Origin of the sequence: Variovorax xiamenensis, assembly GCF_050916385.1 — a bacterium.
In the GTDB taxonomy this organism is placed as follows: domain Bacteria; phylum Pseudomonadota; class Gammaproteobacteria; order Burkholderiales; family Burkholderiaceae_C; genus Variovorax.
The window spans coordinates 2,437,582-2,450,630 of record NZ_CP139038.1; the positions used below are offsets into that span (position 1 = coordinate 2,437,582).

The following is a 13,049-nucleotide window of genomic DNA, read 5'->3' on the forward strand; positions in this document are numbered from 1 at the left end:
ACCCGATGAGCCTGAAGCGGTCCGTTCTTGCACCGATCTTCGCGGTGGTGTCGGCGCTCTATGCGCTCTTCTGCGCCGCGATGCTGTTCGCCATTCCGCGCAACCGCTACGAGTGGATGCTGGAAGACCCGGCGATGCGCGGAGACGGCATGACCTTCTGCACCCTGCCCATCGACCACGGGCTGGACGCGAGGATCGAGTCCTTCGCGTACCTGGTTCCGCTGCTGGTCGTGGCCGTGGTGCTGTCGGTGCGGCGGCGCAGGCCGCACTGGCTGCTGTGGGTGGGGCTGGTGCTGGTGGTGCTGTGGGGCGTGCGCTTCGTGGTGCTCACGCCGTCCTGCCCCGCCCGCTAGTGCCGGGACTCAACGCGCCGGAGGCACCTCGAACACCAGGCAGGTGGTCGTGGCATGCGCGTACAGCGTGCCGTCGGGGCCGTAGAGGCGCGCCTCGGCGGTGGCGAGCTGCTTGCCGCAGTGGATCACCTTGCCTTCGGCGCGCACGCGCTGCACCTTGGGAGTGAGGCCCTTCACGTAGTTCACGCCCAGCTCGGCGGTGGTGTAGGCGCGGCCGGGCGGCATCATGGTGTGGACCGAGCAGCCGAGGGCGGAGTCGAGCATCGTCGCGACCCAGCCGCCGTGGATGGTGCCCAGCGGGTTCAGGTGCTGCGGCAGCGGCGTGCCCTGGAAGATGGCCACGCCCTGGCGCACCTCGAGGATCGTGAAGTCCAGCGTCTTGGCGATGGCGGCATAGGGAATGTCGCCATTGAGCATCGCCTGCATGATCTCGAGGCCGGTCTTGCCGGCGATCTGGTCGGGGCGGGCGAGACCGGGGCCGGGGCCCGTTTCGAGGCGGTCGGTGATCCTGCGTTCTTCTGCGATCCAGGCCTCGAGCTGGCTGGGGTTCTGTGTCATGCCTGTGTTCCTTCTGGGGGCTTTGTCCCGGGGTGTTGATTGCATATGCAATAGTTGCACATACAATAATATCCCATGGACACCCCCACCAAGCCACGCGGCTGCACCAGTTTCAAGGTGCGCCAGCTTTCGCGGCGACTCTCGCAGCACTACGACGCCGAAGTCTCGCAAAGCGGCCTCAAGACCACGCAGTACTCGCTGCTGTCGCACCTGGCGCGGCTCGGTCCCACGCGACCCGTCGACCTGGCGGCCGAACTCAAGATGACCGCCTCCACCCTCAGCCGCAACCTGCAGCCGCTGATCGTGGCGGGCTGGATCACGCAGGGCGCGGGCGCCGATGCGCGCAGCCGGCTGGTGCAGCTCACCGAGGACGGCGAGGTCAAGCGGCGCGAGGCGCTGGCGCACTGGAAGACCGCGCAGCAGAAGCTGAATGCATTGTTGGGCGTCGAGCGCGTGCTCGCGCTGCACCTGCTGATCGACGAGGCCATGGAGCTGCTGGGCGGCGAGGAAGAGCCCGCCAGCGACGACTGACCCTTCAGCTTTTTCTTCACCAACCCCCATTCATTCATCGTGCGCCGGGGCGCGCGAGGGACCCGTTTCGCCTTTTTCTTCCTCCCATTCAATCAAATCCAACAGCAGAGGCCCCATGTTCGCCACACCCGTTTCCGCATGGCTGCAGCGCCGCGGCATTCACTACGGCTGGATCGTCGCCGCCATCACCTTCCTCACCATGCTGACGATGTCGGCCGCGCTCGGCCTGCCGGGCGCGATGCTGCAGCCGCTGGGCAAGGAGTTCGGCTGGAGCACCGAGCAGATTTCCTCGTCGCTCGCGCTGCGCTTCGCGCTCTTCGGGCTCATGGGGCCCTTCGCCGCCGTGCTGATGGAGCGCTACGGCCTGCGCGCGGTGATCTGCACCGGCCTTGCGCTCGTCGGCCTGGGCATGGCGCTGGTGACCATGGCTTCGCAGCTGTGGCAGCTCTTCGTGTTGTGGAGCCTGATGCTGGGCCTGGGCACCGGCATGACGGCGCTGGTGCTCGGCGCGGTGGTGGCCAACCGCTGGTTCGTCGCGCGGCGCGGGCTGGTGGTGGGCATGCTCACGGCCAGTTCGGCGACCGGGCAACTGGCCTTCCTGCCGCTCGCGGCCTGGATGATCGAGCACTGGGGCTGGCGCTCGGCCATCGTGCCGGTGGTGATCGGCACCATCCTCATCGGCCTGCTGGCGCTGTGCTTCGTGCGCAACCGGCCTTCCGACGTCGGCCTGCTGCCGTACGGCGAAGCTCCGGGCACGCAGCCCGCCGCGCCCGCAGCTGCAGCCCCGGCCATGAACTTCGCCACGCCGTTCCGCGTGCTGAAGGAGGTCTCCACCAACCGCACCTTCTGGGTCCTGGCCGGCACATTCTTCATCTGCGGCCTGAGCACCAACGGGCTCGTGCAGACGCACTTCATCTCGCTGTGCGGCGACTACGGCATGAGCGCAGTGCCCGCGGCCTCGGTGCTCGCGATGATGGGTGCCTTCGACTTCGTCGGCACGATCCTCTCGGGCTGGCTCTCCGACCGCTACGACAACCGCAAGCTGCTCTTCTGGTACTACGGCCTGCGCGGGCTGTCGCTCTTCTGGTTGCCGCACTCGGAATTCACCATCTACGGCCTCGGCATCTTCGCGATGTTCTACGGGCTCGACTGGATCGCAACCGTGCCGCCGACCGTCAAGCTCGCGGGCGCTGCCTTCGGCCCGGCCAAGGTCGGCCTGGTGTTCGGCTGGGTCTTCGCTGCGCACCAGCTGGGCGCCGCCACGGCCGCATACGGCGCCGGCTTTGCCCGCACGCTGCTGCTGACCTACACGCCCGCGCTCTACACCGCAGGCGCCGCATGCCTGGTGGCGGCGCTGATCGTGATGACGATCCGCCGCCCGGCCGCGAAGTCCGGCTCTCCGGCCACGCCTGCCGCGGCCCGCGCCTGAACCTGCCGGAGCTGACGTCATGACGACTCCTCAACACGGCACCGAACTCGATCCGCGCACGCGCCGCCTGCTCGAGGCGCCCATCGTCCCCACGCTGCTGCGCCTGGCCGCGCCCAACGTGCTGGTGATGGTGGCGCAGGCCTCCGTCGGCCTCATCGAGACCTACTTCGTCGGCAAGCTCGGCACCGATGCATTGGCCGGCATGGCACTGGTGTTTCCCATCGTGATGCTGATGCAGATGACCTCCAGCGGTGCCATGGGCGGCGGCATCGCCTCGTCGATCGCCCGCGCGCTCGGCGCGCGCCGCCGCGACGACGCGGACGCGCTGGTGTGGCACGCCATCGTCATCGCGCTGGGCTTCGGCCTGTGCTTCACGCTGGCGCTGCTGCTGGGCGGGCGCTGGCTCTACGGCGTGATGGGCGGCTCCGGGGCCGCGCTCGACGCGGCGCTCACGTACTCGAACTGGGTGTTCGCCGGCGCGACGCTGGTGTGGCTCTTCAATTCGCTCGCGGCCATCATCCGCGGCACCGGCAACATGTCGGTGCCGGCCAACGTGACGGTGGTGGGCGTGGTGTTCCTCATTCCGGCGTCGCCGCTGCTGATCTTCGGCGTCGGGCCGCTGCCGGGCATGGGCATCGCCGGCGGCGCGATGGCGCTGCTGCTGTACTACCTGCTGGGCTCCATCGCGCTCATCGCCTACCTGCGCTCGCCGCGCAGCCTGCTCAAGCCCACGCTCGACGCGCTGAAGCTGCGCTGGCCGCTGTTCTGCGACATCCTGCGCATCGGGCTGGTGGGCGCTGTCTCGACGGTGGCGACCAATCTTTCCATCGGCATCGCCACCGCGCTGACCGGGCATTTCGGGTCGGGTGCGCTGGCCGGCTACGGCACGGCCTCGCGGCTCGAATACCTGCTGGTGCCGCTGGTGTTCGGCCTGGGCGCGCCGCTGGTGGCGATGGTCGGCACCTGCATGGGGGCGGGGCTGCGCGAGCGGGCCCTGCGCGCCACCTGGGCCGGCGCTGCCCTGGCCTTCGCGCTGACCGAGGCCATCGGCCTGGCGGCGGCGCTCTTCCCGCGTCCGTGGCTGCTGCTGTTCGGCAACGACCCGACGATGCTGGAGACGGGCTCGCACTACCTGCGCGTGGTGGGTCCGATGTACGGCCTCTTCGGTGTCGGGCTGGTGCTGTACTTCGCATCGCAGGGCGCGGGCCGGCTGCTGTGGCCGGTGCTTGGCAACATCGCGCGGCTCGCGGTGGCCGGCACGGGCGGCTGGCTGGCGCTGCGCTGGGGCGGTGGGCTCACCGGCGTGTTCGCGGCGCAGGGCGTGGCGCTCGCGGTGTACGGCGTCGTGATCGCGTCGGCCATCGCGGGCGGAGCATGGTTCGGCCGCGTGGGCTGGCCGCGTACCACCAGCGGGCTGCTGCGGCGCATGGCTCAGGCCTGAACCGGACGATCAGTTTCCCAACGACGACTTCCATCAACGAAAGACGCATCATGAAAATCAAGGACTCCGTGGTCTTCATCACCGGCGCGAATCGCGGCCTCGGTCTCGCATTCGCCAAGGCAGCATTGGCTGCCGGCGCCCGCAAGGTCTATGGCGCGGCGCGCGACCCGAAGAGCATCAGCCTGCCGGGCGTGACGCCGGTGGCGCTCGACGTGACGCAGCCCGCGCAGATCGAGGCGGCCGTGCGCGCCTGTGGCGACGTGACGGTGCTGGTCAACAACGCGGGCATCTCGCGCGGCTCCAGCTTCCTCGGCTCGCCCGATGCGGTGGCCGCGGCGCGCGCCGAATTCGAAACCAACTTCTTCGGCCCCTGGGCGCTGACGCAGGCCTTTGCGCCAGTGCTCGCGGCCAACGGCGGCGGGGGCGTGATCAACGTGCTGTCGGCGCTGGCCTGGACCACTTTCCCGAGCGTGGCGACCTACAGCGCGACCAAGTCGGCGGCATGGTCGCTGAGCAACGGCCTGCGCAACGAGCTGGCCGGGCAGGGCACGACGGTGACGAGCCTGCACGTGGGCTACATGGACACCGACATGGCGGCGCATGTGCAGGGCGCGCCCAAGGCATCGCCCGACGATGTCGCGCGCCAGGCGCTGGCGGGCCTCGAAGCGGGGCAGCCCGAGGTGCTTGCCGACGAGCCTTCGCGACAGCTCAAGCAGGGCCTGTCGAGCCCCACGCCTCCCTATGCCGGCACGCCGCAGGCGGCCTGAACGGGCAAAGACCCGGGCACGGGGCCCAGGTCTTGATGCCGATCAGTAGCGGTAGGGGTTGTTGGGACGGCGGTCGTAACGGTTGGGAACACCGTCGCCGTCGTTGTCCCGTCGGCCGTAGCGGCGGCGGTCGTCCCAGCGGCGGTCGTAATGATGGTCGCGGCGGTAGCCGGGGCCGTAGTAGTGGCGCGGCGGAGGCGGCGGCGCGTAGTAGCGCCGGGGCGGCGGCGGTGCGGGCACGACGTACACCTGCGCCTGGATGAAGGAGCCGCCGGTCTGTGCCTGTGCGGGTGCGGTGAACGCAGCCAGCGAGAGAAGGGCCGCGGCGCCGAATGCAAAAGAAAGCTTTTTCATGTGATCCCCCGGTTATGAGTTGGAAGCCTCATCCTCGCGGCCCTTTGTTAAGTTGGTGTAAGGCTTGAGCGAAATCGGATGAAGAGCTGTAAGCCGGTGCGCGCAGGGCGCGGCACAGGCGAGACACAATTGTGAATGGAGTTTGCACCGCGGAACATCGTCCGCGGGTAGGCCATCGGCTCTATCGGCCGAAGGTTCAGCCGCGCGGCGCGGGCAGGAGGCGGCGCAGGGCCTCGAAGAACAGGTCTGACTGCTCGCGCTCGCCCTGGATCTGCGCCGCCACGTGCGCGGCCAGCTTCGGGTTCACAGGCGCCAGCGGGCGGCCGGTCGATTGCGCGATCACCTGGTGCAGGCAGGCGCGCTCCAGGTAGTAGAGATCGTCGTAGGCGTGGGCGATGGTGCCGCCGGCCACGATCACGCCATGGTTCGCGAGAAAGGCCACGTCCTTGCCGGCCATCGCGCGGGCGATGCGCTCGCCCTCGGCGTCGTCGAGCGCCAGGCCGTTGTACTCGGCGTCGATGGCGATGCGGTTCATGTAGCGCATCGCGTTCTGGCTCGCGGTGGGGTCGAGCGCGCGGTCGACCGTGATCGTGAGCGCCGTCGCGTAGGGCATGTGGCAGTGCAGCACCACCGCATGGCCGGTGAGCCGGTGCACCGCGCCGTGGATGAAGAGGGCGGTGGGCTCCACGCGATGGCGGCCCGCCAGTACCTCGCCGTGCACGTCGATGAGCACGATGTCGTCGGGGCCGATCTCGCTCCAGTGCAGCCCGCGCGGGTTGATGAGGTAGCGGTCCTGCGTGCCCGGCAGCATCACGCTGAAGTGATTGCAGACGCCTTCCGAAAGTCCGTGATGGGCGGCGGCGCGCAGGGCCAGGGCGAGGTCTTCGCGCAGCTTGCGGACGGCGGGGCTGGCGTAGGTGGCATCGGCGGACATCGGTGGGGTCTCCATTTCTTTCTTGTTGCTCGTGAGGTTCAGGCGCGGACGAGGCCCTTCCAGGCCGCGACGAACTTGTTGGCGTCCTCGCGCACGGCGGCAGCCTGCTTGCCCGGCTTGTAGAGCGAGGAGCCGATGCCGAAGCCGGCGGCACCGGCCGCGCGCCATTCGGCCATGTTGCCGGGCGCGATGCCGCCCACGGGCATCACCGGCGTGCCGGCCGGCAGAACGGCCAGCAACGCCTTCACCACGGCGGGCGAGGCGAGCTCGGCCGGGAACAGCTTGAGACCGGTGGCGCCGGCCGCGAGCGCGCCGAAGGCCTCGGTCGGAGTCATCACGCCGGGCAGGCACACCATGCCCAGGCGCACCGCCTCGGCGATGACCTCGGCGTTGAAGTTGGGCGAGACGATCAGCTCGCCGCCCGCGGCATGCACCTCGCGCACCTGCTGCGCGCCGAGCACCGTGCCGGCGCCGACCAGCGCCCGCGGAAAGCGCTTGCGCATCAGCGCGATGCTTTCGAGCGGCTGCGGCGAGTTGAGCGGCACTTCGAGCAGCCGGAAGCCGGGCTCGACGATGGCGTCTCCGACATCGGCCGCCTCGGCGGGAGAGAGGCCGCGCAGGATGGCCACCAGCGGCAGCTCGCGCATCGCTGCATCGAATTTTTCTTTGGGGGTGGGGGAGGTCATGCCGGAATTCTGTCGGAATCGAGAAAGCCGGACAGCGCGTGCAGTCCGGCCCAGGTGGCTTCGGCGCCGAGCGTGCGCGTGGCGACGCCGGTGGCGCGCAGGGCCAGCGTGTAGCGCTCGGTGAGGTTGGACGAGCCGATCAGGATCACCTCGCCCGATGCCTGCAGCGCCTGCGTGCGCAGCTCCTCGCCGATCAGCAGGCCCGAGAGGTAGCTCGACAGCTCTTCCTTCGGCATGCGCTCGAACAGCGCGAGCGTGCGCGTGCCGAAGGCGTTGTGCAGCAGGCCGTGTCCGTTCTCGGAGCGGGTCACGCCTTCGAGAAAGGCCGCCTCGTCGAGCGGTGCCGAGGCGTCGAGCGTGCGCGCGAGGATCGAATGCTGGCTCAGCAGCGCGTAGAACTCGCCCGTCATGTAGGTGCGGAAGCCCGCGACGCGGCCCTTCTTCACCGAGGCCCACTTGTTGTGCGTGCCGGGCAGCACGAAGACGCCTTCGCTCAGCCCGGTGAGCTCCATCGCTCCAAAGATCTGCACCTCTTCTCCGCGCATCACGTCGGGCACGCCGGCGTGCTCGTCGCTCAGGCCAGGCACGATCGCGATGCGCGCACCCGGAATGGCGTCGATGTCGATGATCCTGCGGCCCACTTCAACGCGGCCCGCGGGGCAGGCGCAGTAGGGCGCTTCCACCCAGCCCTGCTTGCTGCCGGCCATGCCGGAGATCAGGCAGCGTGCGCCGTCGAGGCGCATCCAGTCGCCGAAGAGCTTGTCGAAGACGGCCGGAAAGCCGCCTTCGGGCACCGTGAGGATTCCGCGCGCATCGCTGCGCTCTTCCAGCACCTTGCCGCCGGCGTCAAGCAGCGCGCCGCGCAGTGAACTCGTGCCCCAGTCGATTGCTACCAGTCTTGTCATCTAGTGATTGTCGCGCGGCACGAAGGCCCCGCGGCGGCCGCGCAGGAAGGCCAGGTCGGCCCCCTGGTCGGCCTGCAGCACTGTGTCGACATACAACTTCCAGTAACCGGATTCGAGCGGCGCCTTGGGTGCGACCCATTTCTCGCGGCGCTTCGCGAGCTCTTCGTCGCTCACATGCAGGTGCAGCTTGCGGTTGGGCACGTCGAGCTCGACGATGTCGCCGTCCTGCACCAGCGCCAGCGGGCCTCCGGCGGCCGCCTCGGGCGCGGTGTGCAGCACCACGGTGCCGTAGGCCGTGCCGCTCATGCGCGCGTCGCTGATGCGGACCATGTCGGTGATGCCCTTGCGCAGCACCTTCGGCGGTAGCGGCATGTTGCCGGCCTCGGCCATGCCGGGGTAGCCCTTGGGGCCGCAGTTCTTGAGCACCATCACGCAGTTCTCGTCGATGTCGAGGTTCTCGTCGTCGATGCGCTTGTGCAGGTCGTCGGCGTTCTCGAACACCACCGCGCGGCCCTTGTGCACCAGCAGTTCGGGCGTGGCCGCGCTGGGCTTGATGATGGCGCCGTTGGGCGCGAGGTTGCCGCGCAGCACGCAGATGCCGGCCTTGTCCTTGAAGGGCTCGGCCTGTGTACGGATGACCTGCGGGTTAAAGTTCTCGGCGTCCTTCACGTTCTCCCACACGCTCTGGCCGGTGACAGTGAGGATGTCCTTGTGCAGATGGTCTGCGATTTCCTTGATGACCACCGGCAGGCCGCCTGCGTAGCAGAAGTCTTCCATCAGGAACTGGCCCGAGGGCTGCAGGTTCACCAGGCAGGGCAGCTCGGAGGCGAGGCGGTCGAAGTCCTCCAGCGTGAGCTCGACGCCCATGCGTCCCGCGATGGCCAGCAGGTGGATCACGAAGTTTGTCGAGCCGCCGATGGCCGCGTTGACCTTGATCGCGTTCTCGATGGCCTGGCGCGTGAGGATCTTCGACATGTTCATGTTTTCATGAACCATGCCGACGATGCGCCGGCCCGCCTGCCGCGCGAGCACATTGCGGCGGCCGTCAACGGCGGGGTAGGCCGCGTTGCCCGGCAGGCCGATGCCCAGCGACTCGACCATGCTTGCCATGGTGCTCGCGGTGCCCATCGTCATGCAGTGGCCGTGGCTGCGGTGCATGCAGCTCTCGGCCTCGAAGAACTCCTGCAGCTTGAGCGTGCCGGCGCGCACCTGTTCGCTCATCTGCCACACGCCGGTGCCGGAGCCGAGCTCCTGTCCGCGCCACTTGCCCGAGAGCATCGGGCCGCCCGACACGCCGATGGTCGGCAGGTCGACGCTGGCGGCGCCCATCATGAGCGCGGGCGTGGTCTTGTCGCAGCCCATGAGCAGCACCACGCCGTCGAGCGGATTGCCGCGGATGCTCTCTTCAACGTCCATGCTCGCGAGGTTGCGATACAGCATGGCGGTGGGCCGCAGCAGCGTCTCGCCGAGCGACATCACAGGGAACTCTAGAGGGAAGCCGCCTGCTTCGTACACGCCGATCTTCACCTGCTCCGCGAGCGTCCTGAAGTGCGAGTTGCAGGGCGTGAGTTCGCTGAAGGTGTTGCAGATGCCGATGACCGGGCGGCCGTCGAACTGGTCATGCGGAACGCCCTTGCCCTTCATCCAGCTTCGGTAGATGAAGCCGTCGCGGTCGTGTCGGCCGAACCATTGCTGGCTGCGGAGTTCTTCGGGTTTCTTCCTGGGGGCGGTGCTCATTGGATGTCTCTCTTTGTTGTCGAAACCTGCGCCGGATCGTCAGGGTTTGTCCTGCCGATAGAGCGTTTCAATCATCATATGATAAGCGCGAACAACGCGCCGGACCCTTAGTGTTTTCGAGCGACGGGATACCAGTTTTCACATCACGCATGATCAAGAACATCCACGGTCGCACGCTCGAACTCCTCGGTGAAGCCGTGGTGTCGGGCCGCTATGCGATCGGCGCATCCATCCCTTCCGAGCCCGTGCTGGGCGAGGAGCTGGGCGTGAGCCGCACCGTGGTGCGCGAGGCCATCAAGTCGCTGGTGGCCAAGGGCCTGATCGTGACCGGCCCGAAGGTCGGCACGCGCGTGCTGCCCAAGGACAAGTGGAACTGGTTCGACCCCGATGTCATCACCTGGCAGGCTCGCGCCGGCCTCACGCCCGAGTTCCTGCGCGACCTGCAGGACCTGCGCCGCGCGGTGGAACCGGCGGCGGTGCGGCTGGCCGCGGAGAGGGCCACCGAGGAAGACATCGACGAGATCGAGCGTGCCTATGCAGGCATGAAGGAAGCGGTGGAGAACGGCGGTGACTACGTCACCTTCGACCTGCGCTTTCACAATGGCCTGCTGAGTGCCGCGCGCAACAGGATGATTGCGCAGATGAGCAAGGTGCTCAACGCATTGCTGCGCACCAGCTTCGAGATATCGACCACCAAGCCCGACGGGCCCACGCTCTCGCTGCCGCTTCATCGCGCGGTGCTCGACGCGGTGATCGCGCATGACCCCGACGTCGCGGAGCGCGCGATCCTGCGGCTCATCGACGGCGCCCGCCAGGACATCGAGGATGTGCTGGGCTCGCGCCGCCGCCTGCCCCGCCTGAGCAGGCCGCCACCCAGGCTCAGGGCCAGCTAGCCGCGCGGGCAGCACGGCTCTTGCGTTTCACGTCCGGTTCTTTCACCCCACGCTCGCATGTCGAGCAGATTCCACCCAGAAGAGAAGGAGACAACGTCCATGAAACTCGTCAAGTCGCTGATCGCGCCGACGCTGGTCGCGATGGGCCTGCTGTCGGCAGGCCACGTCGCCGCGCAGGAAAAACTCACCGTCTGGTGGGTCAAGGGCTTCTACAAGGCCGAGGACGATGCGCTGTACGCGGCCATCAAGAAGTTCGAGGAGAAGAACAAGAACGTGAAGATCGAGCTGTCGCAGTACCCGATCCAGGACATGATCCCCAAGACCGTGTCCGCGCTCGACTCGGGCAGCCCGCCCGACGTGGCGTACGCCGACGTGTACGACTTCCAGGTCACCGGCAAGTGGGCCTACGACGGCAAGCTCGAGGACATCAGCAGCGTGCTCACGCCCATGAAGGACCGCTTCGCGCCCAACACGCTGGAGACCACCTACCTCTACAACGACCAGACGAAGAACAAGGCGTACTACGCCTTCCCGATCAAGCAGCAGACCATGCACATCGAGTACTGGCTCGACATGCTGGCCGAGGCCGGGTTCAAGGAGTCCGACATTCCCACTGGCTGGAAGGACTACTGGTCGTTCTGGTGCGAGAAGGTGCAGCCCGCCAGCCGCCAGAAGAGCGGCAAGCGCAACTTCGGCATCGGCATGCCGATGGGCGTTGATTCGAGCGACGCGTTCTATTCGTTCCTGACCTTCATGGACGCCTACAACGTCAAGCTGGTGGACGACAACGGCAAGCTGCTGGTCGACGACCCGAAGGTGCGCACCGGCCTGATCGGCGCCATGACCGACTACACCATGCCCTACACCAAGGGCTGCACGCCGCCTTCTTCCACCAGCTGGAAGGACCCGGACAACAACGTCGCCTTCCACAACAAGACGACGGTGATGACGCACAACGCGACCATCTCCATTGCCGCCAAGTGGCTCGACGACTCGAACAACGCATCGCTCACGCCCGAGCAGCGTGAAGAGGCCCGCAAGAACTACACCGAGCGCATCCGCACGGCAGGCTTCCCGAACAAGCCCGACGGCAGCAAGATGGTCTACCGCACGGCCGTGAAGACTGGCGTGGTGTTCAAGGACGCGAAGAACAAGGCGCGCGCCAAGGAGTTCGTGTCGTTCCTGCTGCAGGAAGAAAACCTCACGCCTTACGTCGAGGGCTCGCTGGGCCGCTGGTTCCCCGTGACCAAGACCGCGCAGCAGCGTGACTTCTGGAAGGCCGACCCGCACCGCCTCTCGGTCTACAACCAGTACGCCGCCGGCACCGTGACCTTCGAATTCACGAAGAACTACAAGTTCACCGTGCTGAACAACGAGAACGTCTGGGCCAAGGCCATGAGCCGCATCGTCACCGACAAGGTGCCGGTGGACAAGGCCGTGGACGAGATGATCGCCCGCATCAAGACGGTGGCGGGGCAGTAAGCCGCGCACGTACGGCACACGTCGCCACCAACAACAGCAGCTGCATGCCATGAGCGCCACTGCCACCGCCGCCGCGTCGACCACACCGGCGCCTGTCGTCAATCTCGGAGCGCGGCATGCGCGCTGGCAGTTCTGGGGCGCGGTCATGGTCGTGCCCTACCTGCTGGTGTTCGTGGTGTTCGTGCTGTACCCGGTGGGTTATGGCCTCTGGCTCGCCCGCCATCCGCAAAGCTACGTGAAGCTGGTCGAGGATCCGATCTTCTTCCGCTCGGTGATCAACACGGCCATCTTCCTGGTCGTGGCGATCAACCTCAAGATGCTCGTGGCGCTGGTGCTCTCGGGCTTCTTCGTGACGTCGCGCTGGTGGATCAAGATCGTCTCGGCGATCTTCATCCTGCCGTGGGCGATGCCCTCCATTCCGACCATCCTGTCGATCCGCTTCATGCTGAACCCGGAGTGGGGCGTGATCAACAGCACCATCTTCCGCCTGACCGGTGCCGACGGCCCCAACTGGCTCAACGATCCCTCGCTGGCGCTGGCCTTCGCGATGCTCGTGCACATCTGGAAGTCGCTGCCGTTCTGGACGCTCATCCTCGTGGCCGGCCGGCTGGCCATTCCCACCGAGCAATACGAAGCGGCATCGGTCGACGGCGCCTCGTCGTGGCAGAAGTTCCGCTTCGTGAGCTGGCCGGCGCTCAAGACGCTCTACATCACCTCGCTGATCCTCTCGATGATCTGGACGTTGGGCGACTTCAACAGCGTCTACCTGCTCACCGGCGGTGGGCCTGCCGACCTGACGCACGTGCTCGCCACGCTGGGCATCCGCTACCTGCGCCTCGACCAGGTCGACCTGTCGATGGCATCCATCGTGGTGGCAATGCCGCTCGTGCTGCCCCTCGTGTACTTCATGATGAAGAGGCTCTCGAAATGAGCCCCCACGTTCATCACTTCGTGTATTCACTGCCCCCCGAGGGGGCGC

Annotated in this window: 14 protein-coding genes; 8 read left to right on the forward strand and 6 right to left on the reverse strand. The window is 67.4% G+C overall.

Annotated elements, in window-relative coordinates; all coding sequences use genetic code 11:
* Positions 1-5 precede the first annotated feature (5 nt).
* Entirely contained in the window at positions 6-353 is a 348-nt protein-coding gene (locus SFB74_RS10705) for a hypothetical protein (RefSeq protein WP_432730798.1), read from the forward strand.
* 9 nt (positions 354-362) lie between these two features.
* Here SFB74_RS10705 and SFB74_RS10710 read toward each other — a convergent pair whose 3' ends face one another.
* On the reverse strand, positions 363-911 hold the full coding sequence (locus SFB74_RS10710) for a PaaI family thioesterase (RefSeq protein ID WP_432730799.1): 549 nt from the start codon (positions 909-911) through the stop codon (positions 363-365).
* Positions 912-986: 75 nt separating this feature from the next.
* Between SFB74_RS10710 and SFB74_RS10715 the strand changes: the two genes are divergently transcribed.
* The 4 genes from SFB74_RS10715 (at position 987) to SFB74_RS10730 (ending at position 5,079) form a co-directional block, all read left to right on the forward strand.
* The gene (locus tag SFB74_RS10715; protein ID WP_432730800.1) at positions 987-1,442 is read left to right on the forward strand and encodes a MarR family winged helix-turn-helix transcriptional regulator; all 456 of its coding nucleotides are present in this window, start codon (positions 987-989) and stop codon (positions 1,440-1,442) included.
* Between the two features lie 115 nt (positions 1,443-1,557).
* Positions 1,558-2,871 carry an MFS transporter gene (locus SFB74_RS10720; RefSeq protein WP_432730801.1) on the forward strand — a complete coding sequence of 438 codons (1,314 nt, stop codon included), beginning with the start codon at positions 1,558-1,560 and terminating at the stop codon, positions 2,869-2,871.
* A gap of 19 nt (positions 2,872-2,890) precedes the next feature.
* A complete protein-coding gene (locus SFB74_RS10725) occupies positions 2,891-4,312 on the forward strand; it encodes an MATE family efflux transporter (protein ID WP_432730802.1) in 1,422 nt (473 codons plus the stop codon).
* A 50-nt stretch (positions 4,313-4,362) separates the two neighbouring features.
* Positions 4,363-5,079, forward strand: a complete 717-nt coding sequence (locus SFB74_RS10730) for an SDR family oxidoreductase (protein ID WP_432730803.1) — start codon at positions 4,363-4,365, stop codon at positions 5,077-5,079.
* Positions 5,080-5,121: 42 nt separating this feature from the next.
* Here SFB74_RS10730 and SFB74_RS10735 read toward each other — a convergent pair whose 3' ends face one another.
* The 5 genes from SFB74_RS10735 to SFB74_RS10755 form a co-directional block, all read right to left on the reverse strand.
* The gene (locus SFB74_RS10735) at positions 5,122-5,433 is read right to left on the reverse strand and encodes a hypothetical protein (RefSeq protein WP_432730804.1); all 312 of its coding nucleotides are present in this window, start codon (positions 5,431-5,433) and stop codon (positions 5,122-5,124) included.
* Positions 5,434-5,629: 196 nt separating this feature from the next.
* On the reverse strand, positions 5,630-6,367 hold the full coding sequence (locus SFB74_RS10740) for an aldolase (protein WP_432730805.1): 738 nt from the start codon (positions 6,365-6,367) through the stop codon (positions 5,630-5,632).
* A gap of 38 nt (positions 6,368-6,405) precedes the next feature.
* Complete coding sequence (locus SFB74_RS10745; protein ID WP_432730806.1) at positions 6,406-7,053, reverse strand: 2-dehydro-3-deoxy-6-phosphogalactonate aldolase; 648 nt, start codon at positions 7,051-7,053, stop codon at positions 6,406-6,408.
* Entirely contained in the window at positions 7,050-7,958 is a 909-nt protein-coding gene (locus SFB74_RS10750) for a 2-dehydro-3-deoxygalactonokinase (protein WP_432730807.1), read from the reverse strand. The genes SFB74_RS10745 and SFB74_RS10750 overlap by 4 nt, the downstream gene beginning before the upstream one ends.
* Positions 7,959-9,695, reverse strand: coding sequence for an IlvD/Edd family dehydratase (locus tag SFB74_RS10755; protein WP_432730808.1), 1,737 nt, complete (start codon positions 9,693-9,695; stop codon positions 7,959-7,961). It lies immediately after the preceding gene.
* 149 nt (positions 9,696-9,844) lie between these two features.
* Here SFB74_RS10755 and SFB74_RS10760 point away from each other — a divergent pair, with 149 nt between their 5' ends.
* From SFB74_RS10760 to SFB74_RS10770, 3 genes are all read left to right on the forward strand, one after another.
* Positions 9,845-10,588 carry a FadR/GntR family transcriptional regulator gene (locus tag SFB74_RS10760; protein WP_432730809.1) on the forward strand — a complete coding sequence of 248 codons (744 nt, stop codon included), beginning with the start codon at positions 9,845-9,847 and terminating at the stop codon, positions 10,586-10,588.
* Between the two features lie 99 nt (positions 10,589-10,687).
* Complete coding sequence (locus tag SFB74_RS10765; protein ID WP_432730810.1) at positions 10,688-12,070, forward strand: ABC transporter substrate-binding protein; 1,383 nt, start codon at positions 10,688-10,690, stop codon at positions 12,068-12,070.
* 49 nt (positions 12,071-12,119) lie between these two features.
* Positions 12,120-13,001 (forward strand): carbohydrate ABC transporter permease, encoded by an 882-nt coding sequence (locus SFB74_RS10770; protein ID WP_432730811.1) that lies wholly within the window; start codon positions 12,120-12,122, stop codon positions 12,999-13,001.
* The last annotated feature ends 48 nt before the right edge of the window (positions 13,002-13,049 follow it).

Coding starts and splice junctions, on each gene's coding strand:
- SFB74_RS10705 (WP_432730798.1), top strand. CDS start 6: ATGAGCCTGAAGCGGTCCGTTCTTGCACCGATCTTCGCGGTGGTGTCG.
- SFB74_RS10710 (WP_432730799.1), bottom strand. CDS start 911: ATGACACAGAACCCCAGCCAGCTCGAGGCCTGGATCGCAGAAGAACGC.
- SFB74_RS10715 (WP_432730800.1), top strand. CDS start 987: ATGGACACCCCCACCAAGCCACGCGGCTGCACCAGTTTCAAGGTGCGC.
- SFB74_RS10720 (WP_432730801.1), top strand. CDS start 1,558: ATGTTCGCCACACCCGTTTCCGCATGGCTGCAGCGCCGCGGCATTCAC.
- SFB74_RS10725 (WP_432730802.1), top strand. CDS start 2,891: ATGACGACTCCTCAACACGGCACCGAACTCGATCCGCGCACGCGCCGC.
- SFB74_RS10730 (WP_432730803.1), top strand. CDS start 4,363: ATGAAAATCAAGGACTCCGTGGTCTTCATCACCGGCGCGAATCGCGGC.
- SFB74_RS10735 (WP_432730804.1), bottom strand. CDS start 5,433: ATGAAAAAGCTTTCTTTTGCATTCGGCGCCGCGGCCCTTCTCTCGCTG.
- SFB74_RS10740 (WP_432730805.1), bottom strand. CDS start 6,367: ATGTCCGCCGATGCCACCTACGCCAGCCCCGCCGTCCGCAAGCTGCGC.
- SFB74_RS10745 (WP_432730806.1), bottom strand. CDS start 7,053: ATGACCTCCCCCACCCCCAAAGAAAAATTCGATGCAGCGATGCGCGAG.
- SFB74_RS10750 (WP_432730807.1), bottom strand. CDS start 7,958: ATGACAAGACTGGTAGCAATCGACTGGGGCACGAGTTCACTGCGCGGC.
- SFB74_RS10755 (WP_432730808.1), bottom strand. CDS start 9,695: ATGAGCACCGCCCCCAGGAAGAAACCCGAAGAACTCCGCAGCCAGCAA.
- SFB74_RS10760 (WP_432730809.1), top strand. CDS start 9,845: ATGATCAAGAACATCCACGGTCGCACGCTCGAACTCCTCGGTGAAGCC.
- SFB74_RS10765 (WP_432730810.1), top strand. CDS start 10,688: ATGAAACTCGTCAAGTCGCTGATCGCGCCGACGCTGGTCGCGATGGGC.
- SFB74_RS10770 (WP_432730811.1), top strand. CDS start 12,120: ATGAGCGCCACTGCCACCGCCGCCGCGTCGACCACACCGGCGCCTGTC.